Raw genomic sequence first — 20,277 nt, forward strand, 5'->3', positions numbered from 1 at the left:
TTATGCCGGTATCTCGCGTACCGATAAACCAATTTCCGTTGTTACCAATATGAGGTGTAACACCATTAGTGCCGTTAGTACCGTTGGTACCATCATTCCCTGGGAGTCCTTTCAAACTAATAGGAGTCCCCCAGCCTTCAGCTGTTTTAGCTCCATAAAGGTTTGTATTTGTAACATCAAGGTAATAATCACCAACTTTTCCTAAGTTTAAAGCAGGCGCTCCATCTCCTGATAGGATTACGTTAGCGGGTAATTGCGTATATATACGCTCTTCAATCACTTTAGTACACTGTGCTGTTAGTAGTAGGAAGCAACCTAACACACCTAACCATAGCATTTTTCTCATAAAAAGTATTTTATATTCAAATATAATTGTTCTTATATCAAAAAATATGCCAAAATAAAAGACTGTACATTGTATAAACAATATGCAGCCTTTTATTTTTGAAAAATATCTTTTCTTATTTCCAATCTTTCTTCTTCGAGGTTTTCCCTATCCCCGGATTAAAACTATTGGTAGGGTCAAGTTCGTTATAGAAGTGTTTTAGATCGTCATTAGCGTGATATAAGTGTCCCACATTGTGCTCTGCAGGATATTGCGCCCCTCGTTTGTCTAAAAGTTTAAGCATTTCCTCTTCTATTTCCTCGCAGTTATAACCTTTTTTGATAACGTAATCTTGGTGGAACACGTGACACATAAAGTGGCCATAGTACAACTTATGCAAGATTTTGTCATCTATCTCTTTAGGCAATCTTTCAAACCAATCGTCATCATTACGTCTAAGGGCGATATCCAAGGCTACAATATCTTCTACTTCTTTTTCGTGTACAGAACGATAACGAATAGCTGCCGATGCTACTGCAAAGCGCAACAACATAGCTGCTTGTGCCAATTTGGCATCACATTCTATATAAGCTCCTTTAGTACCATCAGCAAATTTTTCTTTAAGGTAGGCACGAGCCTCCTCTACGCCTTTGCCTCCCATTTTCAAAATAAGGTGGTGCTCATAGTTGTTGCGATAGTCTATAAGCGTTTGTGGTAAATGTTTTGGCATTAGCTTAGAGGTTGCTTGCAAAAACTTCTCACTAAAGTGATGAGGCATAAATGGCAACTTTTTAGCTACCCTATCTGCCCACGCTTTTAAAGCAAACAAGCGGGGTAAATATTCTGTACCCACATTTTTTATATACCAAAAAGTATCTTTACCGTATTTTGCAGCAATATCAAAAGCTGTGCGGTGAATATATTCGCCTGAGATAGGTATCTGTTCAAACGAACCCAGCATATCACGTCTTAATTGGGTAAGTACAGAGGTATCGTTTGTTCCAATATAGAATACTGCTGTAGTTTTTTCAGAAGGGAAAGTATCTACACGCACTGCAAAAACTCCTAAACGCCCTGCACTACCCGATGCTTCATACAAACGTGCTGGGTCGGCATTGAAACGTGCGGGTGTATTAGCATCTATTTTACGTACGTGGTTACAATAATCGTGGTCGTGTCCTTTTTTGCCCGTGTTATGTACATCTTTAGTAGCATACTTGCCTTCTTGTAAGTTTGTAAGTATTTCTTTGGGAGTGTTACCTAAATCTATACCTAAATGGTTCACCAACTCCAACTTCCCTTCAGCATTTAGTTGTGCAAAAAGCGACATTTCTGTATAGGCAGGCCCTCGTTGCACCAATGAGCCTCCCGAATTATTACACACCCCTCCAATAACTGAAGCTCCTATACACGATGAGCCTATCACCGAGTGTGGTTCTCGTCCTAAGGGTTTTAGTTCTTGTTCTAAGTGATTAAGTGTCGAACCCGGTAGGCACACCACCTGTTCACCATTATTGATAAGCTGTATAGTATCATTACGCATCGTATTGATTACTACCACATCTCTATCATAATCATTGCCAAACGGATTTGAACCTCCTGTAATACCTGTATTGGCTGCCTGCGAAATCACGATTACATCGGCGGCTACACAAGCCTCCAGCACTTGCCATTGTTCCCACAAAGTAGCAGGGCGAACCACTGCTATTGCATTCCCCGTACCAAAACGATATCCTGTGCGGTAGCGTTCGGTTTTGGCTGGGTCGGTCATTACGTACTTTGCACCTACTATTTGGCGCAAAGTATCCAATAAATTCTGTTTATTCATTTCTTAGATTTGTATGTGAGTGTGAGTCCATATTGTGGCTGAGTAAAATAGTTAGTTTCTATGAAAGGTGCAATTGTAAGTTGCTCATCTACATTGAATTGTTTTAGGTGCGCATCTACATTGGCTTCTATAATATTAAGGGCGTATAAGCCTATTGTTACAATTATAGAGAGTTCTTTATTTCGCCTGTAAAACTGTATTCCCTGTCGTAATCCATCATTGTTCACACGAGGTTGATCCGCACTAGCTCCCCCATAAAAAAACTCATCATCGGTATAACCTTGCTGCCTGCGTTTGTAGGCAGTCATATAGCGGTCGTATTCCTTAGAATTTTGAATGTAAAAATAAATCGGTATCCCAATTCCCGCATATACCAATGGAACTTTCCAATAACTTTTGTTGTATATTTGTCCCAATCCAGGCAATACAGCCGAATAAAAGGCCGCCTTTGCTGGCGACAATGGGTCTGTATTCCAAGTGATACGCCTTATATTGTCTTGATTTACAGCTACCTGCACCGAGTCTTTAGCTGTTGTAACCACCTCTTCTTGTGAATACAACCGCCCCATAACAGTACTTAATAGCACTAATATCAATACAATATATTTATTCATTCTCTTTTTGTAATAAATTTTGAATACGCTTAAAATCCTCTTCCGATTGAAAAGGTATCACCAAGCTTCCTTTGCCGTCTCTGCTCATCTTCACCGATACTTTTGTTCCGAAGAAATGAGCCACACTACCTATATTTTCCTTAATATACGCAGGCAATTCAACCTTAGCGGCAGTTGTGCTTTTAGGAAGTTCTATATTAGCCACCTCAGCAGGTTGTCCTTCCTCTTCACCGTATTGCATTTTGCGCACCAATTCTTCCGTATCGCGCACTGATAGCCCTTCGGCTATGATACGTTCGTAAACTTCAGCTTGTTTATCAGTGTCTTCTACAGATAGTATTGCTCTGCCGTGCCCCATACTGATAAAACCATCGCGTATGCCTGTTTGTACAATAGGTGCTAATTTTAGCAATCGCAAGTAATTGGTAATAGTTGAACGTTTTTTACCTACCCGTTTGCTCATCTGGTCTTGGGTAAGGTTCACCTGCTCTATGAGTTGCTGATACGACAACGCTATTTCTATAGGATCTAAGTCTTGGCGTTGTATATTTTCTACCAAAGCCATCGTAAGCGACTCATTATCATCGGCTATACGTATATAGGCAGGTATAGTTTGCAGTCCTGCCAACTTAGATGCCCTGAAGCGGCGTTCCCCCGATATGAGTTGGTATTTATTTTCACCATCAAGTTTGCGCACCGTAATTGGCTGCACCACCCCCAATTCTTCTATTGATGACGCAAGCCCAGCAAGTTCTTCTTCGTTAAACGAAGTACGCGGTTGGAAAGGGTTTGTTTCTATCAACCCGAGTTCCAGCTCAATGATATTACCTACTATTTTATCAGCATTCTTATCATTGATAGAATTAATCGTAAGCTCTGGGCTTCCACCTAATATAGCAGAAAGTCCGCGTCCTAATGATTGTTTTTTAGCAGGCTTTGTCATTATGCAGTTTTGTTTTTATCTATTATTTCTTGAGCTAAATTGATGTGATTTGTAGCTCCTTTGCTGGTGGCATCATAGTTGATAATTGTTTCACCAAAGCTCGGCGCTTCGCTCAAGCGAACATTGCGTTGTATGATGGTTTTGAAAACCATATTGCTAAAGTTTTTCTGAACCTCTTCCACCACTTGGTTTGATAGGCGCAAGCGAGGGTCATACATTGTTAGCAACAATCCTTCTATATCCAAATTCGCATTGAAAGCTCTTTGTACACTTCTGATGGTATTAAGCAACTTGCCCAGCCCTTCCAAGGCAAAATACTCACATTGTATAGGTATAATTACCGAGTTGGCAGCCGTAAGCGCATTCACGGTGATAAGCCCCAAAGAAGGTGCACAATCTATCAAGATATAATCATACTCATCTTTGATAGTTTCCAACGCTTTTTTAAGCATATACTCGCGTTGTTCCTTATCTACCAATTCAATTTCAATAGCCACCAAGTTGATATGTGCTGCTATCAAATCAAGATTAGGAGAATCCGTATGAATAATCATATCTTTGGCTTCAAGCGTGTGTTCCAAGAGCTCATAAGTACCGTGCTGCACAGTATCTACATTCACACCCAATCCTGATGTAGCATTAGCTTGCGGGTCAGCATCTATAAGTAATACTTTTTTTTCCAATACGCCAAGAGCAGCGGCTAAGTTTACTGATGTAGTTGTTTTTCCTACCCCCCCTTTTTGGTTGGCAATAGCTATTATTTTCCCCATAGTATAATATTTTAAAGATTAAACGGAAGTTTCATATCATTTATAAATCCGAAAGCATTTTTATTAGCATCACTCACTTTATCCATAGCTTTATTGATAGTAACTATTAGGTAATCTTCTAAAGCTTCTTTATCTTCTAACAGCGTATCATCAATGGATAATGATTTTATTTTATTATTACCGGCTACAGTTATTTTTATTTTACCATCAGCCGAAGTTTCTTCAATAAGTGTTTCGTCCAAACTCTTACGGGTTGCATCTGCCTTATCGGTAAGCTCCTGTAGCTTCCCCATCAAATCTAAAGGATTCAAATTTCCAAACATAATTTTTCACTGTTTTTTTGAGTGCGCAAAAGTACAATTTTTTTTGAAACTATCACATAAAAAATACTATCAATAATTGCGCTACCATTATTCGCATAAACGTAGTGAGCGGATACACACTTGCATACGTAAGCGCTGGAATGTCTGAATTTGTCATTTCGTTAGCAAAAGCTAAGGCTGGTGGGTCTGTTGAAGCCCCCGAAAGCAAACCACAAGTTTCCATATAATCCAGCTTTGCTTTAAAGCGCGCTACCATTGCTGTTACCAATAAAGGTACAAACGTAATAACCGCTCCTAATCCCATCCAGTATAATCCTTGCCCGTGTATAATTGTATCTACAAAGTGAGCATTAGCGTCCAACCCTACACTTGCCAAGAAAAGAACAATACCTATTTCGCGTATCATCAGGTTGGCACTTTGTGATACGTAGTGTGTTACCGATAATGCTCCTCCATAGCGGCTTATCAGTATGGCAACTATCAAAGGCCCCCCCGCCAAACCTAATTTCACTGCACCTGGAATACCTGGGATACTAAATGGTATGCTACCTAACAACACCCCAAGGGTAATACCCATAAATAGTTCAGCTATATGAGGGGTTTGGAGGCGTTTTTTAGAGTTTCCAAACTCTTTGCTCACAAGTTGTATATGAGTTTCATCGCCTATTACGGTTATTGTGTCACCAAATTGCAATTTGGTATGAGCTGAAGGCACAAATTCTAATCCCGCTCTATATACCCGCGTGATGGTTACCCCAAAACGCTTGCGAACATCCAGTTCTGCCAACGTTTTGGTAAAGATAGCTCGTTGGGTTACATTGATGCGGCGAGAAGTGTAGCGCATATCCTTTTCATCGGGAAAATAGTCCGAAATAAGAACGTTTTCACCTATTAGGTTTAGGAATTTTTCATTTTCTCGTTGGTTAGCCACAATTAGCACTATATCTCCCTCTTTTATATAAGTTTGAGAATCAGCCATTAATATTTCACCATTACGGCACATACGCGAAATGGTAAAGTCAAAATCAAGTGTTTCTTTTATAACCTGAAGTTTTTTGCCAAATAGCTGCGGATTGGTTACTCTTATAGCAAAACGATTAATCACTACTTGGTCTTTTGCGTGCCGCCAAGTATTCAAACGTTTTTCTGCCTCTACGTTCACCTTCAAAAATCCTTTAAATATCAGCATCACCAATATGATACCAAAAACCCCAAAAGGATAGGCTACGGCGTACATTGTGGTAAGAGAAGGCACTTGTCCTGTCCCCAATACATCTTCAAGGGTAGCTTGAGCTGCCCCCAATCCTGGTGTATTAGTAACAGCCCCCGACATTATGCCTACAAGTGTAGCCATATCAGTACCTGTCAGAAAATGTATAGCTATAACCGTTGCCACACAAGTAAGCACCGATAATATAGCTAATAAGTTAAATTTTACACCTTCCTTTTTGAAAGCTGCAAAAAAGCCTGGACCTACTTGTAACCCTATGGTATAAACAAATAAGATAAGTCCGAATTCTTTTACAAAGTGTTGTATGTGTCCGTTTACAGTAAAACCTAATTCTGCCATTGCTATCCCAACGAATAGCACCCACGCTATCCCGAATGAGATACCAAAAAATTTCACTTTTCCTAAGGCTACTCCTATGGCTATCACGATGCTATACACTATAACTGTGTATGCTACGCTCTCGTGGTTATTCATCAAATTAATAAACCAATCCACTTCTTTAAATAATTAATAGTTGATAATTATGGCTAATTTTATTTTTAAGGGCTTTGGCAAAGTTTTTCTACCTTGCCAAAGCTCCTTATTATTTTATAATTCTTACTTTTTTCTTTATCCTAAGAAAGGATAACGATAATCAGTAGGCGAAACAAAAGTTTCTTTGATAAGGCGTGGTGATACCCAGCGCAATAAGTTTTGTGCTGAACCTGCTTTATCATTAGTTCCTGAAGCTCTTGCTCCACCAAAAGGTTGTTGTCCTACAACGGCTCCTGTTGGCTTATCATTTACGTAGAAGTTACCTGCTGCATTAGCCAATGCTTTTACAGCCTCATCTATTGCGTAACGACAATCTGCAAATACAGCACCTGTAAGCGCATATTCAGATGTTTCATCTACCAATTTCAACGTTTCAGTCCATTGAGCATCTTCATATACATATACAGTTACTACAGGCCCGAAAAGCTCAGTCTCCATAGTAGTATATTTAGGATTGGTAGTAACGATTACGGTAGGCTCTATAAACCAACCTTTTGAACTATCATAGCCACCACCTACAAGTATACTTGCTTCTTTATCTTTTTTAGCTTGGTCTATATAGCTTGCCAATTTATCAAAAGCTGCCTTGTTGATAACTGCTGTGATAAAGTTGCTCATATCTTCAGGACTACCCATTTTGAAAGACTCTACGTCTTTTTTCACTAATGCCAAGATAGCGTCAGCTTTTGATTTTGGCAAATATACGCGTGAAGCCGCACTACATTTTTGACCTTGAAACTCAAACGCTCCTCGAGTAATAGCTGTTGCAACCTCTTGTGCATCTGCCGATGGGTGCGCAATGATAAAGTCTTTACCACCTGTTTCGCCCACTATCTTAGGATAGGTGCGGTATTTGTGAATATTATCACCTATTTGTTTCCAGATGCTTTGGAACACACCTGTAGAGCCTGTAAAGTGAATACCTGCAAAATGCGGACTTGCCAAAAGCACTTCGGTTACCATACGTGCATCGCCGTTTACCACGTTGATAACCCCTGCAGGTAAGCCTGCTTTTCTCAATACCTCTACAATCACATTTGCAGAGAAAACTTGTGAAGCACTTGGTTTCCAAATCACTACGTTACCCATAAGTGCAGCACTAGTAGGCAAGTTACCAGAAATAGCTGTAAAGTTAAACGGAGTAACCGCATATACGAAACCTTCTAAAGGACGATATTCTACTCTATTCCATACACCTTCTGATGAATTAGGCTGGTCGTTGTATATATTAGCCATAAACTCTACGTTGAAACGCAAGAAGTCTATCAACTCACAAGCAGAGTCTATTTCAGCCTGATGCACTGTTTTTGATTGTGCAATCATTGTAGCAGCATTCATTTTGGCACGGTAAGGTCCTGCAATAAGGTCTGCCGCTTTCAAGAATACAGCAGCGCGTTCTTCCCAAGGCAAGTTAGCCCATTTTTCACGAGCTTTTAGCGCTTCTTCTATAGCTTTTTCCACAAGTCCTTTGTCGGCATTATGGTAAGTACCAAGCAAGTGCTTGTGATCGTGAGGGGGGTACATTTCTGTCGTATTCCCTGTTCTAATTTCCTCTTTACCAATGTAAAGTGGTACATCTACTTTGGTATTCCAAAGTTCTTTGTAAACTTCCAATACCGCTTTGCGTTCTGGCGAACCTGGTGCATAGCCTTTTACAGGCTCGTTTACCGCCTTTGGTACTTTAAAAAATCCTTTTCCCATTGTTATAATTTGTTTTTAGTTATTCACAATTTAATCATTTAGCTTCAGCACCGCCATAAAGGCACTCTGCGGAATCTCTACATTGCCCACTTGGCGCATACGCTTTTTACCCGCTTTTTGTTTTTCAAGCAATTTACGTTTTCGCGAAATATCCCCACCGTAACACTTAGCAGTAACATCTTTGCGAAGTGCCTTAATCGTTTCGCGCGATATAATCTTCGCCCCTATAGCTGCTTGTATAGGAATATCAAACTGCTGGCGTGGTATAAGCTCACGAAGCTTTTCGCACATCTTCTTCCCTATGTTATAAGCATTATCGGCGTGAATAAGTGCCGAAAGCGCATCTACCGAGTTGCTATTGATAAGTATATCCACCTTCACAAGGTTGGAAGCCCGCATCCCTATAGGCGAATAGTCAAACGAAGCATAGCCCTTGCTCACCGTTTTCAATCGGTCGTAAAAATCAAAAACAATCTCAGCCAATGGCATATCAAAGTTTAGCTCTACCCGCTCAGGAGTAAGGTAATGCTGATTGGTAATCTGTCCGCGCTTTTCTATACATAACGACATTACTTGCCCTACAAAATCAGATTTTGTGATAATAGAGGCTTTTATATAAGGCTCCTCTACTCTATCCAATTTGGAAGGGTCGGGCAAATCAGACGGGTTATTTACTATAATAGGTCTTTCAGGGTCTTTCTTGGTATAAGCGTGGTAGCTTACGTTGGGCACTGTAGTAATAACCGTCATACCAAACTCGCGTTCCAATCGCTCTTGTACAATCTCTAAGTGCAACATCCCCAAAAAACCGCAGCGAAAACCAAAACCCAATGCCGCCGAACTCTCTGGCGTAAATACCAATGAAGCATCATTTAGCTGTAGTTTTTCCATCGAAGCGCGCAATTCTTCGTAATCTTCTGTATCTACAGGGTAAATCCCTGCAAATACCATAGGTTTTACGTTCTCAAAACCATCAATAGCTTCGGTACAACCATCAATAGCCGAAGTAATAGTATCCCCCACTTTCACCTCTCGCGCATCTTTTATGCCTGTAATAAGATAGCCTACATCGCCTGTACCAATTACGGGCTTAGGCACTTGGTTCAGTTTTAGCGTCCCTACCTCATCGGCATCATAGGTTTTGCCGTTAGACATAAATTTAATTTTCTGCCCCTTGCTTATCTTTCCATTCATCACCCTGAAATAAGTTTCTACTCCACGGAAAGAATTGTATACCGAATCAAAAATAAGTGCTTGCAGTGGTGCATCGGGGTCGCCTTTAGGCGCTGGAATACGTTCTATGATAGCCTCCAGTATAGCTTCTACTCCCAATCCTGTTTTCCCACTTGCAGGAATAATATCATCGGGTGAGCATCCCAATAAATCTACTATATCGTCCTTTACCTCTTCGGGGTTAGCACTCGGAAGGTCTATTTTGTTCAGAATAGGTATAATTTCTAAATCATTTTCTAAAGCAAGGTATAAGTTCGAGATAGTTTGTGCCTGAATGCTTTGAGCGGCATCCACTATAAGCAGTGCCCCTTCACAAGCGGCTATAGAACGTGATACTTCATATGAAAAATCTACGTGACCAGGAGTGTCTATAAGGTTCAATATATAAGTTTCTCCTTTATAAACATATTCCATCTGGATAGCGTGGCTTTTTATCGTAATACCACGTTCGCGCTCCAAGTCCATATTATCAAGTAACTGATCTTGTTTTTCTCGTTCAGAAACGGTTTGAGTAAAATCGAGTAACCTATCGGCTAAGGTACTCTTGCCGTGATCTATATGGGCTATAATACAAAAATTACGTATATTCTTCATCAAATTTAAAATATCTTCTTAAAATGTCTTCTTTTTTATACTAATGATTCACTTTTAATGGCTTCTTTCAGTTGTTTTAAGGCTTGTGCTACCACAGAGCGTGCGCAAGCCATATTTATGCGCATAAAGCCTTTCCCCTCTTCGCCGTAAATACTACCATCGTTCAGTGCCAAATGTGCTTTATGAGTGCAAAGGGCTACCAGTTCTTTTTGTGTAAGCTGCAAAGCACTAAAATCTATAAACACTAAATACGAAGCCTGAGGCACAATTACCTTCAGCATAGGCAAATGCTCTGCTATATAGTTGGTGAGAAACTGAATGTTCTCTTGTACATAATCAAGCATTTCTGATAGCCACGTTTCTCCCTCGTTATAAGCAGCTACTGTAGTGTTAAAGGCAAACACATTGCCCGCTGCCAATTCATTTCCTTCCACATAACTATTGAAGCGCCTGCGGAGCGTAGGATTGCTTATTACGGCATAAGAACTTGCAAAACCTGCCATATTGAACGCCTTACTTGCCGAAGCAAATATTACCGAGTGCATTTTAGCTTCCTCACTTATAGTTGCATAAGGTATGTGGGTATAAGGTGCAAAGGTAAGGTCGGCGTGAATTTCATCTGCTACCACTATCACCTTGTTTCGCTCACAAATGGCAGCCACCTTTTGCAGCTCTTCTCGTGTCCATACACGCCCACCTGGGTTATGAGGGTGGCAAAACAAAAATAGCTTGCAGCCTTTTATTTTCTCTTCAAAAAGGTCAAAATCTATATGATATTGTCCATTTTCTAAATATAATGGGCAGTTTACCAGCTCGCGGTGATTGTTTTTCACTACCAGCATAAACGGGTTATACACGGGCTGCTGAATCATTACCTTATCGCCCACCTCAGTAAAGGCTTGTACCGCCATAGCCAATGCAGGCACTACCCCTGGCACAAATGATAGCATCTCTTTGCTTATTTCCCATTGATGCCTGCGTTTTTGCCAACTGATAATACTTTCATACCAAGCATCAGGTTTTGAGGTATAGCCAAAAATCTCACATTCAAGGCGTTTTTTGATAGTAGCTACCACAAAAGGAGGTGTTTTAAAATCCATATCAGCTACCCACATAGGCAGCAAATCGGTACGCCCCCAGCGAGGTTGTAACGCCTCCAATTTTAGTGCATCGGTACCTGTTCTATCTATTAGTTCATCAAAATTGTATTTCATAAATTTTTAGTTTTCATCACGAAACCCTTACTATTTTTGCTCCAAGAGCTTGTAAGCGTTCATCTATACATTCATATCCCCTATCTATCTGTTCTATATTATAAATGGTAGAAGTGCCTTTAGCCGAAAGAGCTGCTATCAGTAGTGCAATTCCTGCACGTATATCGGGCGAGGTCATCAGGGTAGCCCGCAACGGCGATTTAAAGTCATTGCCTATAACCGTAGCGCGGTGTGGGTCGCATAATATTATCTTAGCCCCCATATCTATAAGCTTATCTATAAAGAACAAACGGCTTTCAAACATTTTTTGGTGAATAAGCACCTCGCCGCGCGCTTGTGTAGCTACCACCAATACAATACTCAGCAAGTCGGGCGTAAAACCAGGCCAAGGCGCATCGGCTACTGTCAGTATAGAACCATCTATATAACTTTGTATTTCATAGCCATTGGTGTGTGCAGGTATGTAAATATCATCGTTTTGCCTTTCAAGAGTAATACCCAGCTTGCGGAATACAGAAGGTATCAGCCCCAAGTACTCCCAGCCTACATTCTTTATAGTGATTTCACTACGGGTCATTGCTGCCAAGCCTATCCAGCTGCCTATTTCTATCATATCGGGCAAGATTGTATGCACACAGCCGCCTAACTTCTCTACTCCTTTTATTGTAAGTAAGTTAGAGCCCATACCTTCTATTTGTGCCCCCATACTATTAAGCATAGAGCATAGCTGTTGTATGTAAGGCTCACAAGCAGCATTGTAAATAGTAGTAGTACCCTCAGCCAATACCGCAGCCATTATAATGTTTGAAGTACCTGTTACCGAAGCCTCTTCCAACAGCATATAAGTGCCTTTCAGTTTTTTAGCGACTACGCTATAAGTATAATTGGTTTCGTCATAGCAAAATTCAGCCCCTAATTTTATAAAGCCTTCAAAATGCGTATCTAAGCGGCGGCGACCAATTTTATCACCTCCTGGTTTAGGAATATAGCCCACCCCAAAACGAGTAAGCAGCGGACCCACTACCAATATAGACCCTCGTAACGCTTGCCCTTCACGATAAAAAGCCTCCGATTTTAGATAATCAAGATTGATTTCATCAGCCTGAAATGAATAAGAGCCACGCCCTATACGCTGTATTTTCACCCCCAAATTGCCTAATAGCGAAATGAGCTTGCTCACATCTTGTATGTCGGGTAGGTTATGAATAGTAACCTTTTGGTCGGTAAGCAATACGGCACAAAGCACTTGTAGCGCTTCATTTTTAGCTCCTTGTGGTGTAATCTCGCCTTGTAAGGTATGTCCTCCTTCTATCTTAAAAACGCCCATTGTTTTTCCTTTTATAAAATTTGGTAAATCCTTTTTTGTTTTGTTGGTTTTGAGGGTAATGCGCTTGCCCTTGTTGCTGTACATTACGCTTGGTAAGGTTTGCTTTGGTACGTATCAAAGCTTGGCTATCCGATAAATCTTCTCTTCGTTTGCGCAAGTCTATTTGTCCGTTGCTCAATTCGTACAAATGTTCAAACACCACACTATCATCTACCGCTTCTTTGTTCCACGTAAGAAAACTCTTTTTCATATGATTGGCTATAGAGTATTCCAATGCCTCCCGTAAATCTCCTTTTTCCCATTTTACACAAGTAGCAATCATTCGCCTAATAATATTGCCATAAAAACGATATTTAAAGTAGTGTTGCGGATACTCTAAACGCTCTGGGCGCTTGTAAAGCATTTCTTTGGTAGGTTTTTCGTAAGGACTATCTACATCCAACTTAAAATCAGACATTATAAAGAGCTGATCCCAAAGCTTATGCTGAAAGTCGGGTACATCACGCAAGTGCGGAAACAAATTCCCCATTACGGCTACAATGCTGCGTGCTGTACGATTACGCTCAGCGCGATCTTCCAAAAGCACTGCCTTTTCTATCATTTTCTGTATATGCCTTCCATATTCAGGAATTAGCAAAGGCGAACGCTCTGTATTGTATTCTAATGTAATCATAATGACAATATTCCTTCTACTTTTCCTGCCGCTTTGTAATAAGCAATCACCTCATCGGGATTTTGGAGCGTTATTTCTACCGATACTCCTTTATATTTTGCTTTTGACGAATCTTTTATTGTAATCTTAGCATCTGTACCTTTAAATACTTCTTCTAACTGCACTAGTTTACTATCCTCATTAGGAATTATAAACTTATACAAATATTTTGTAGGAAAAACTGTTGTTTCCAACAACTCATTTTTCAAACGTTCGTAAAACTCTTGTAGTTCTTGTTCTGTTTTCATCAATTTCTATTGCTATTACTGTATTTTTTCTATTTCACTAATTGTTCTAATCCATAAACAATCAATTCCTCTACTATCTTTTTAGGATTTTTGGTAAATGTACCCATCGCTCTATTAGCGATAATAGCATTTAGCGACACCGCTTGATGTCCTAAAAGCTTTGATAATCCGTATATAGCAGAAGTCTCCATTTCTAAGTTAGTCATTCGGCAACCGTTGTAATTATAGCTATGCAGTTTATCATTCAGCGTTCTATCTTGCACTTCCAAGCGCAGCTCGCGCCCTTGTGGAGCATAAAACCCTGGTGCTGTACCCGTAATCCCTTCAAACACTTGCGCTGTTAGCAAACGTTTTTTCAGCTCCTTACCACAAGCTACAATATAAGGTCGTCCCTTATCAAGATGCCAATGCGTATGCGCTATAAAAGCATCTTCCATCGCTATTTCGCGCACCTTTACACTGTCTTTATAAGAATGAAACATATTGTCCATCCCCAATCCGTATGATGACAGTACAAAACTATCCACCGGTATATCTGCCTGCAACGAACCTGAGGTACCAAAACGCACCAAATTCAAAGAGGTAAGCTCTTTTTTAGGCTCTCGCGTACGCAAATCTATATTGAAAAGGGCATCCAATTCATTAATTACGATATCTATATTATCAGGCCCAATACCTGTAGAAATTACTGTCAATCGCTTGCCTTTATAACTACCCGTATGAGCACAAAATTCGCGCTTCTGGGTTTTGTGTTCTATATGCTCAAAATGAGCACTCACCTGTGGCACTCTATTAGGGTCACCCACCAATATAATCGTATCTGCCACTTCCGATGGCTTCAAATTAATGTGGTAAATACTACCATCAGTATTCAATATCAGTTCCGATTCTTGTATCATAATCTCTCCTCAAGCTTTAGTCCGTCATTGTTTATAAATTAGCCCCTTCATATGATTGCAAATACCGTTCTATTGCAGGTTTACAGTCATTCAAGAAAAGCTCGCTAAGCACTGTTATATTTTCTTTCAAATCATCGGGTACTTCTTTGTCTATCCTATTTAGCACTATGAGTATTGCCGATTCACGCTGTGCGTTTATTTGGGCAAACATACTTGTCATTTTATGTGCTATTGCTTTTATTCCTTTATAGTCTTCCTCTTGAGCAAAATCTTTCAGCTTTAGTAGGTTCTCTTCAGTCTCTTTCAGAAAATGTTCATAAATGCCTCTAATACCTTCTATATCATCACCCATAAAGTTTTCTAATACCTCTGGCGTATAGCCTCCTTCTCCTACAGAATTACTTATCATTACAGGTTTGTGTTCCACTTCGGTATTCAGTTTAGGGAAGAATACCTTTAGTTTTTGATAAAACTGTTCTGGCAAGAACGGCTTGGGCAATATACCGTAAAAACCACTTTTAGTATAAAAGCTTTCAGGTACATCACGCCTGCCCGTAATAGCCAATACAGGCAATGGATTGTCTTTATATCGCTCGTTGAACAAGGTTACAAAGTGAAATCCATTCATTTCAGGCAATTGAATATCAGTAATTACCAAATCGAATTGTAAATGCTCCAACTGGTCAAAAGCATCTTTAGCATTAGTAAAGGCAATAGGGGTTATATTTTTCTGTTTCAGCAGCTCTTGTATGAGCGATAAGATACTATCATCATCATCTATCACCACAATACGAATATCTTCCACCTCTTTTTGCGAAACTATCACCATACGCTCACTAGTGCGTTCAGCAACCTTTTCGGCTAAAAAGCGCAAGGTAAAAGTACTTCCTTTGCCTTCATCGCTTTCTAAATAAATTTTTCCTTGCAACAATTGCGCTAATTTTTGTGATATGTGCAAGCCTAAACCAAAGCCCCCATATCGTTTAGAAATTTCGTCATTTGCTTGCGTAAATTCATTAAATATATGCTCTTGTTGCTCTTTTTTCACCCCTATTCCCGTATCAATCACATCTATTGATATTTCATAGCTATCACCATCCACCTGATGAGCATCAGCAACTACACGCACGCTTCCCTTTTCAGTAAATTTAAAAGCATTTGAAATCAAATTGTAAAGAATTTGTTTTATCCTATACGCATCGCTAGAAAAGTTTAAATTATTTATGGTGTCAGAAAACGACAGCTCTAAGGCTACTTTTTTATTTTTATAAGCCGATTGTACATTGCTTGCCACCTCATCTATTACCTCAGCAGTATTAAATGGTATTTTTTCAAGCACTATATTTCCTGTTTCTATGCGTGTATAGTCTAACAACTCATCTACCAATTTAGATATATATTCTGACGAATACTTAATGTGCGACAAATAATTACGCCCTTTTTCGGTAATATTTTCCTTGCTTAACAATTCCGAGTAACCTACAATAGAACTCAAGGGGGTACGCAAGTCGTGGCTTACCATCGATATTAATTGCTCTCTATTTTTAAGCAAGTTATTCGTCTTTCGGTTTGCCATTTCCAATCTGCGCCTATAGCGTTGGGAAGTAATAAAGTCATTGATAATCACAATTAGCGATATGGCTATAATACCCATTGCTATAAAAAAAGCCAATATGAGTAAGTTTTTGCTATTTTCAAATATCACCTGCCGTTCTTGGTTCAGGCGTTGAGAATTGGCTATAACTTCCTCTTCAAAATTATGAAGCAAATCATCTAAGTTTTTAGACAATTGCACATCATTATCCCACATTTTATGCAACTGCTCGTCTATTTGTACTCTATTTCCTTCGGTTTCTTTATTGATTTTATTCAACATTTCCAAAATTTCATTGAGTACCTTATCAAACTTTGCATTTTTCTTCGCCCTTATATCATTAGCACGCTGTTCCAATAACGGGGGTATCTTTACATTTTTATAGCGTTTTACTATTGATATAATATCTGCCGATTGTGGTGGTATAATATTTTTCTTATGCCGTGTATAGTAGGTTTTGTTATAAAGGTCGTAATCAAAATAAGGCTCAAGGCTTGAAAGTTTTCTTATAGCAGCGTGTATGCTCACCAAGCTACTATCACTTTCCTGAAAAGCCTTGAGCTTCTCTATATTCTCTTTTCTAAGATTCAGCAAATTACTAATAGTATCCAACGTAAGCAACTGCTTTTCCGACGATATATCACGCCTAAACTTAAGCAATTCGTTTTGCAGTTCTATATTTTTCTGCAAAAACAACTGCAACATATCATCATCATCGGTTCTTATAGTTACCCTACCTGCATTTTCGGTTTCATTTACCAACGAAAGTATCTTCCCTATCTGGATAATCTTCACTCGGTCTTCTTGGTTTATCTTCTCTTGTTGTGATAATTTTTTTATTTCTTTAATAATGATATACCCTGCCACTACCGATACACAGATAAGCAAAACGTAACTTACTATTACTTTTACTGTTATCCTATTAATTCTCATTCGTATTTTTAAGCCGTTCTTTCAAATTCTTTTAGTACCTCTACCAGCACTTGCACGCTTTCCAAAGGCATAGCGTTATATATAGAAGCACGATATCCCCCTACACTGCGGTGTCCTTTCATACCACTGATGTTAGCCTCTTTGCACAAAGCATCAAAGCGGTCTTTCGTACTTTCATCAGTAAGGTTGAACACTACATTCATTAGCGAGCGGTCTTCTTTAGCAGTATAGCCTACTACCAGCGCATTGCGGTCTATTTCACTATATAGCAAGTTGGCTTTTTCTTTATTGCGTTTCTCCATTGCTGCCAAACCTCCTTCAGCTTTTATCCACTCCAATACCAACATATTTACATATACCGAAAACGTAGAAGGAGTATTGAACATACTTTCGTTTTTAATATGCAACTGATAATCCATCATAGAAGGTAGTTTCCTGCTTACTTTGCCCAATAAACCTTTCTTTACAAGCACCAACGTAGAACCCGAAGCTCCTAAATTTTTTTGAGAACCTGCGTATACCAATCCAAATTGCGAATAATCTAAGCTACGCGAAAAAATATCCGAACTCATATCGGCTACTATAGGTGCTCCTGATTTAGGAATACTATGAAATTCACTACCGTAAATGGTATTATTGGTAGTAATATGCAAATAATCTATATCTGTAGGCACTACTACATTTTTAGGAATAGACTTATATCCTTGTTCTTTAGAGGAAGCGATTACCTGTACTTCACCAAAAAGAGCAGCTTCTTTTTGAGCTTTATTAGCCCAAGTACCTGTGTCTATATAAGCAGCTTTATTTTCCAACAAATTATAAGGCACCATCAGGAACTGCATACTTGCCCCTCCTTGTAAGTAGAGTGCTTCATAACTGTTGTCTAATCCTGCCAATTCTAACGCCAAAGCACGTGCCCGTTCTATAACTTTTACAAACTGAGCACTGCGATGCGATACTTCGGCTACTGAAAGCCCTGTATTATCAAAGTTCAACAAGGCTTCCGAAGCTTTTTCTAAAACTGATGCAGGCAATATTGCAGGTCCCGCACTAAAGTTGTGTACTTTCATTATAAGGTTGGGTGTTCTTTTTTATATTTTGCTATAAATTCTTCTACTTGCTTTTTCAAGATTTTCCAAAGTTTATCCTGAGCGTATTCGCTTGCCCACGCTATATGAGGTGTATAAATCACACGAGGGTGATTAGCTATTTTTAGTAGAGGGTCATCAGCAGCAGGGGGTTCATTTTCAAACACATCAGCAGCAAATCCCATTATGCGGTTGCTTTCTAAGGCTTCATATACAGCTTGAGCATCTACTACTGCCCCACGTGCCATATTTATCAACAAAGGTTTTTTGCGTAAGCGCGATACAAACTCTTCATCTACAAGGTGTTTTGTCTCGGGAGTTAATGGGCAAGTAAGTACAATCACATCACTTTGTTTTAGTACTTTTTCAAAATCTGTATAAGTTTCATTGCGAGGAGCTCTTCCTTGTCGTTCAGCCCAAAGCACGTGCATACCAAAAGCTTTAGCTATTTGTGTAATCGATTTGCCTATATTGCCTACCCCTATAATACCAAGCGTTTTGCCTTGTAGTTCAAACACTGGGGGTTCTGTAAGACAAAAACGCCCATCTTTTTGCCAAGTACCATCTTCTACTGCCAAATGATAATCTTTTAAAGCACGCATTACCGATAGCAGCAACATAAAGAAATGTTCGGTAACACTTTCGGTAGAATAACCAGCTACATTTTTCACTTCAATACCCAAGGCTTTAGCTGCCTCACGGTCTATATTATCCATACCTGTAGCTGTAAGTTGTATGAGTTTAAGGTTGGGTAGCTGTCTAAGTATCTCTTCGGTGAGCTTTACTTTATTTACGATTGCAATATCAGCGGGTTTTAATCGCTGTACAATTTCATCAGGGGCTGTTTTTTGGAATGCTACCCATTGCCCTACTCCTTTTGGAATATCAAGATCTATACGCTCTGAGAGTGTATTGCGATCTAAAAATACTGCTTTCATATTTAATATTTTTTTCGTTTAAATTCAAACTCTAATACCTGCTGACAAGACTTCTTTATATTCTTTATTACGCCTGAAAAAAGATATCGCCACTGGGCACACAGGTACTATCTTATATTTTTTTTGTGCTACCAAAGCCAATGTATTTTTAAAAAACTCATCTATAACTGCTTCTGTTATAGTTTCGGGAAGTTGAGTTTTAGTAAAAAATATCTTTCTATCTTGCAACGAATATTCTATATATGCAAGTTCGCCTTCTATTTTTACCTGATATTGGCGTGAAAATTCATTGTCAGTTACTTCCATAGAGATTGTTTTTCAGTTAGTTTTTTTTTATAATTGACAAAATTATCGTATTTTTGCCTTTGTAAAATGGTTGAATTTCCGCTGCAAAAATACAAAATAAAAATAAAAGAAGCAAAAAAAAACATTATAAATGGAAAAAACAAATACCATATATTTAATGCCTGGTATGGCTGCAAGCCCTAAAATTTTTGAACGTCTTGTTTTCCCAAGTAATTACAAGGTTTGCCTATTAGATTGGATTACTCCTGAAAAAGATGAAGAGTTGGCACATTACGCTGGCAGAATAGCTGAAAACATTACCGAACCTCAACCTACCTTGTTAGGCGTATCGTTTGGGGGTATTATTGTACAAGAGATTGCCAAACAGATGGAGTACAACAAGCTTATCGTTATTTCGAGTGTAAAAACGCAATACGAATTGCCAAAAAAAATGCTTCTTGCGCGTTATACCAATTTGCACAAGCTACTACCGCTGCGGGCTATCAGCAATTTAGAGTTTTGGAAACGCTTTTCCTTTTCCGATAGTGCTACTAAACGAATTGCGTTATACGAAAAATACGTGGGAATGCGTTCACCTCAGTATTTAGATTGGTCTATAGACCGCATTGTAAATTGGCAACAAAAAGAGCCTTTGCCCCGCACTTTTCACATTCACGGCAGCAAAGACCACGTTTTTCCTATAGAATACATTCAGAACGCTATTGTAATTAATAATGCTTCACATATTATGATTATCAATCGCTATAAATGGTTTAACCAACACCTTCCTGAAATTCTCAGAGACTGCCCAAAAAGTATTTAAAAGAACTACTGCGGCATATCCCCCCTTTTATTCACATTGTAGGGGCGATTGGCAAAATCGCCTTCATAAAAACACCCTCTTTATATTCTATAAAAAAAGCACTCAGGCTTGCGCCTGAGT

Annotated in this window: 18 protein-coding genes and 1 pseudogene; 1 reads left to right on the forward strand and 18 read right to left on the reverse strand. The window is 39.2% G+C overall.

What is annotated here, in order from left to right; translation table 11 throughout:
* The 18 genes and pseudogenes from HMPREF9075_RS13825 to HMPREF9075_RS05515 all read right to left on the reverse strand — a co-directional run.
* Nucleotides 1–346 (reverse strand): annotated as a pseudogene (locus tag HMPREF9075_RS13825) (hypothetical protein); the annotation flags it as partial.
* 115 nt (nt 347–461) lie between these two features.
* Complete coding sequence (gene dld / locus HMPREF9075_RS05435) at nt 462–2,153, reverse strand: D-lactate dehydrogenase (protein ID WP_009415480.1); 1,692 nt, start codon at nt 2,151–2,153, stop codon at nt 462–464.
* A complete protein-coding gene (locus HMPREF9075_RS05440; RefSeq protein ID WP_009415481.1) occupies nt 2,150–2,767 on the reverse strand; it encodes a DUF5683 domain-containing protein in 618 nt (205 codons plus the stop codon). Before HMPREF9075_RS05440 ends, dld begins: the two co-directional genes overlap by 4 nt.
* Nucleotides 2,760–3,710 carry a ParB/RepB/Spo0J family partition protein gene (locus tag HMPREF9075_RS05445; RefSeq protein ID WP_009415482.1) on the reverse strand — a complete coding sequence of 317 codons (951 nt, stop codon included), beginning with the start codon at nt 3,708–3,710 and terminating at the stop codon, nt 2,760–2,762. Before HMPREF9075_RS05445 ends, HMPREF9075_RS05440 begins: the two co-directional genes overlap by 8 nt.
* Entirely contained in the window at nt 3,710–4,480 is a 771-nt protein-coding gene (locus HMPREF9075_RS05450) for a ParA family protein (protein ID WP_009415483.1), read from the reverse strand. Before HMPREF9075_RS05450 ends, HMPREF9075_RS05445 begins: the two co-directional genes overlap by 1 nt.
* Before the next feature lie 11 nt (nt 4,481–4,491).
* Entirely contained in the window at nt 4,492–4,803 is a 312-nt protein-coding gene (locus HMPREF9075_RS05455) for a YbaB/EbfC family nucleoid-associated protein (protein ID WP_009415484.1), read from the reverse strand.
* 52 nt (nt 4,804–4,855) lie between these two features.
* Entirely contained in the window at nt 4,856–6,529 is a 1,674-nt protein-coding gene (locus HMPREF9075_RS05460; protein WP_034556969.1) for a putative transporter, read from the reverse strand.
* A 114-nt stretch (nt 6,530–6,643) separates the two neighbouring features.
* Entirely contained in the window at nt 6,644–8,269 is a 1,626-nt protein-coding gene (pruA, locus tag HMPREF9075_RS05465) for an L-glutamate gamma-semialdehyde dehydrogenase (RefSeq protein ID WP_009415486.1), read from the reverse strand.
* Between the two features lie 30 nt (nt 8,270–8,299).
* Nucleotides 8,300–10,096: a translation elongation factor 4 gene (lepA, locus tag HMPREF9075_RS05470; RefSeq protein WP_009415487.1), complete on the reverse strand. Its 1,797-nt coding sequence runs from the start codon at nt 10,094–10,096 to the stop codon at nt 8,300–8,302.
* 35 nt (nt 10,097–10,131) lie between these two features.
* Nucleotides 10,132–11,310, reverse strand: a complete 1,179-nt coding sequence (locus HMPREF9075_RS05475; protein WP_009415488.1) for a MalY/PatB family protein — start codon at nt 11,308–11,310, stop codon at nt 10,132–10,134.
* Between the two features lie 16 nt (nt 11,311–11,326).
* Entirely contained in the window at nt 11,327–12,637 is a 1,311-nt protein-coding gene (gene murA / locus HMPREF9075_RS05480; RefSeq protein WP_009415489.1) for a UDP-N-acetylglucosamine 1-carboxyvinyltransferase, read from the reverse strand.
* Complete coding sequence (locus tag HMPREF9075_RS05485; RefSeq protein WP_009415490.1) at nt 12,624–13,310, reverse strand: DUF4290 domain-containing protein; 687 nt, start codon at nt 13,308–13,310, stop codon at nt 12,624–12,626. The genes murA and HMPREF9075_RS05485 overlap by 14 nt, the downstream gene beginning before the upstream one ends.
* Complete coding sequence (locus HMPREF9075_RS05490) at nt 13,307–13,597, reverse strand: DUF493 family protein (protein WP_009415491.1); 291 nt, start codon at nt 13,595–13,597, stop codon at nt 13,307–13,309. Before HMPREF9075_RS05490 ends, HMPREF9075_RS05485 begins: the two co-directional genes overlap by 4 nt.
* Before the next feature lie 29 nt (nt 13,598–13,626).
* A complete protein-coding gene (locus HMPREF9075_RS05495; RefSeq protein WP_009415492.1) occupies nt 13,627–14,496 on the reverse strand; it encodes a nucleoside phosphorylase in 870 nt (289 codons plus the stop codon).
* A 31-nt stretch (nt 14,497–14,527) separates the two neighbouring features.
* The gene (locus HMPREF9075_RS05500) at nt 14,528–17,023 is read right to left on the reverse strand and encodes a hybrid sensor histidine kinase/response regulator (protein ID WP_009415493.1); all 2,496 of its coding nucleotides are present in this window, start codon (nt 17,021–17,023) and stop codon (nt 14,528–14,530) included.
* Nucleotides 17,024–17,031: 8 nt separating this feature from the next.
* Nucleotides 17,032–18,093, reverse strand: a complete 1,062-nt coding sequence (gene serC, locus HMPREF9075_RS05505) for a 3-phosphoserine/phosphohydroxythreonine transaminase (protein WP_009415494.1) — start codon at nt 18,091–18,093, stop codon at nt 17,032–17,034.
* Nucleotides 18,093–19,049 (reverse strand): D-2-hydroxyacid dehydrogenase, encoded by a 957-nt coding sequence (locus tag HMPREF9075_RS05510; RefSeq protein ID WP_009415495.1) that lies wholly within the window; start codon nt 19,047–19,049, stop codon nt 18,093–18,095. Before HMPREF9075_RS05510 ends, serC begins: the two co-directional genes overlap by 1 nt.
* A 24-nt stretch (nt 19,050–19,073) precedes the next feature.
* Nucleotides 19,074–19,355 (reverse strand): GNAT family N-acetyltransferase, encoded by a 282-nt coding sequence (locus HMPREF9075_RS05515; protein ID WP_009415496.1) that lies wholly within the window; start codon nt 19,353–19,355, stop codon nt 19,074–19,076.
* A 130-nt stretch (nt 19,356–19,485) separates the two neighbouring features.
* Here HMPREF9075_RS05515 and HMPREF9075_RS05520 point away from each other — a divergent pair, with 130 nt between their 5' ends.
* Entirely contained in the window at nt 19,486–20,157 is a 672-nt protein-coding gene (locus HMPREF9075_RS05520) for an alpha/beta fold hydrolase (protein WP_009415497.1), read from the forward strand.
* Nucleotides 20,158–20,277 lie beyond the last annotated feature (120 nt).

It is taken from the genome of Capnocytophaga sp. oral taxon 332 str. F0381 (genome assembly GCF_000318275.2).
Lineage (GTDB): Bacteria > Bacteroidota > Bacteroidia > Flavobacteriales > Flavobacteriaceae > Capnocytophaga > Capnocytophaga bilenii.

Coding starts and splice junctions, on each gene's coding strand:
- HMPREF9075_RS05515 (WP_009415496.1), bottom strand. CDS start 19,355: ATGGAAGTAACTGACAATGAATTTTCACGCCAATATCAGGTAAAAATA.
- HMPREF9075_RS05500 (WP_009415493.1), bottom strand. CDS start 17,023: ATGAGAATTAATAGGATAACAGTAAAAGTAATAGTAAGTTACGTTTTG.
- HMPREF9075_RS05455 (WP_009415484.1), bottom strand. CDS start 4,803: ATGTTTGGAAATTTGAATCCTTTAGATTTGATGGGGAAGCTACAGGAG.
- murA (WP_009415489.1), bottom strand. CDS start 12,637: ATGGGCGTTTTTAAGATAGAAGGAGGACATACCTTACAAGGCGAGATT.
- HMPREF9075_RS05510 (WP_009415495.1), bottom strand. CDS start 19,049: ATGAAAGCAGTATTTTTAGATCGCAATACACTCTCAGAGCGTATAGAT.
- HMPREF9075_RS05495 (WP_009415492.1), bottom strand. CDS start 14,496: ATGATACAAGAATCGGAACTGATATTGAATACTGATGGTAGTATTTAC.
- HMPREF9075_RS05445 (WP_009415482.1), bottom strand. CDS start 3,710: ATGACAAAGCCTGCTAAAAAACAATCATTAGGACGCGGACTTTCTGCT.
- serC (WP_009415494.1), bottom strand. CDS start 18,093: ATGAAAGTACACAACTTTAGTGCGGGACCTGCAATATTGCCTGCATCA.
- dld (WP_009415480.1), bottom strand. CDS start 2,153: ATGAATAAACAGAATTTATTGGATACTTTGCGCCAAATAGTAGGTGCA.
- HMPREF9075_RS05475 (WP_009415488.1), bottom strand. CDS start 11,310: ATGAAATACAATTTTGATGAACTAATAGATAGAACAGGTACCGATGCA.
- HMPREF9075_RS05440 (WP_009415481.1), bottom strand. CDS start 2,767: ATGAATAAATATATTGTATTGATATTAGTGCTATTAAGTACTGTTATG.
- HMPREF9075_RS05485 (WP_009415490.1), bottom strand. CDS start 13,310: ATGATTACATTAGAATACAATACAGAGCGTTCGCCTTTGCTAATTCCT.
- pruA (WP_009415486.1), bottom strand. CDS start 8,269: ATGGGAAAAGGATTTTTTAAAGTACCAAAGGCGGTAAACGAGCCTGTA.
- HMPREF9075_RS05520 (WP_009415497.1), top strand. CDS start 19,486: ATGGAAAAAACAAATACCATATATTTAATGCCTGGTATGGCTGCAAGC.
- HMPREF9075_RS05490 (WP_009415491.1), bottom strand. CDS start 13,597: ATGAAAACAGAACAAGAACTACAAGAGTTTTACGAACGTTTGAAAAAT.
- lepA (WP_009415487.1), bottom strand. CDS start 10,096: ATGAAGAATATACGTAATTTTTGTATTATAGCCCATATAGATCACGGC.
- HMPREF9075_RS05450 (WP_009415483.1), bottom strand. CDS start 4,480: ATGGGGAAAATAATAGCTATTGCCAACCAAAAAGGGGGGGTAGGAAAA.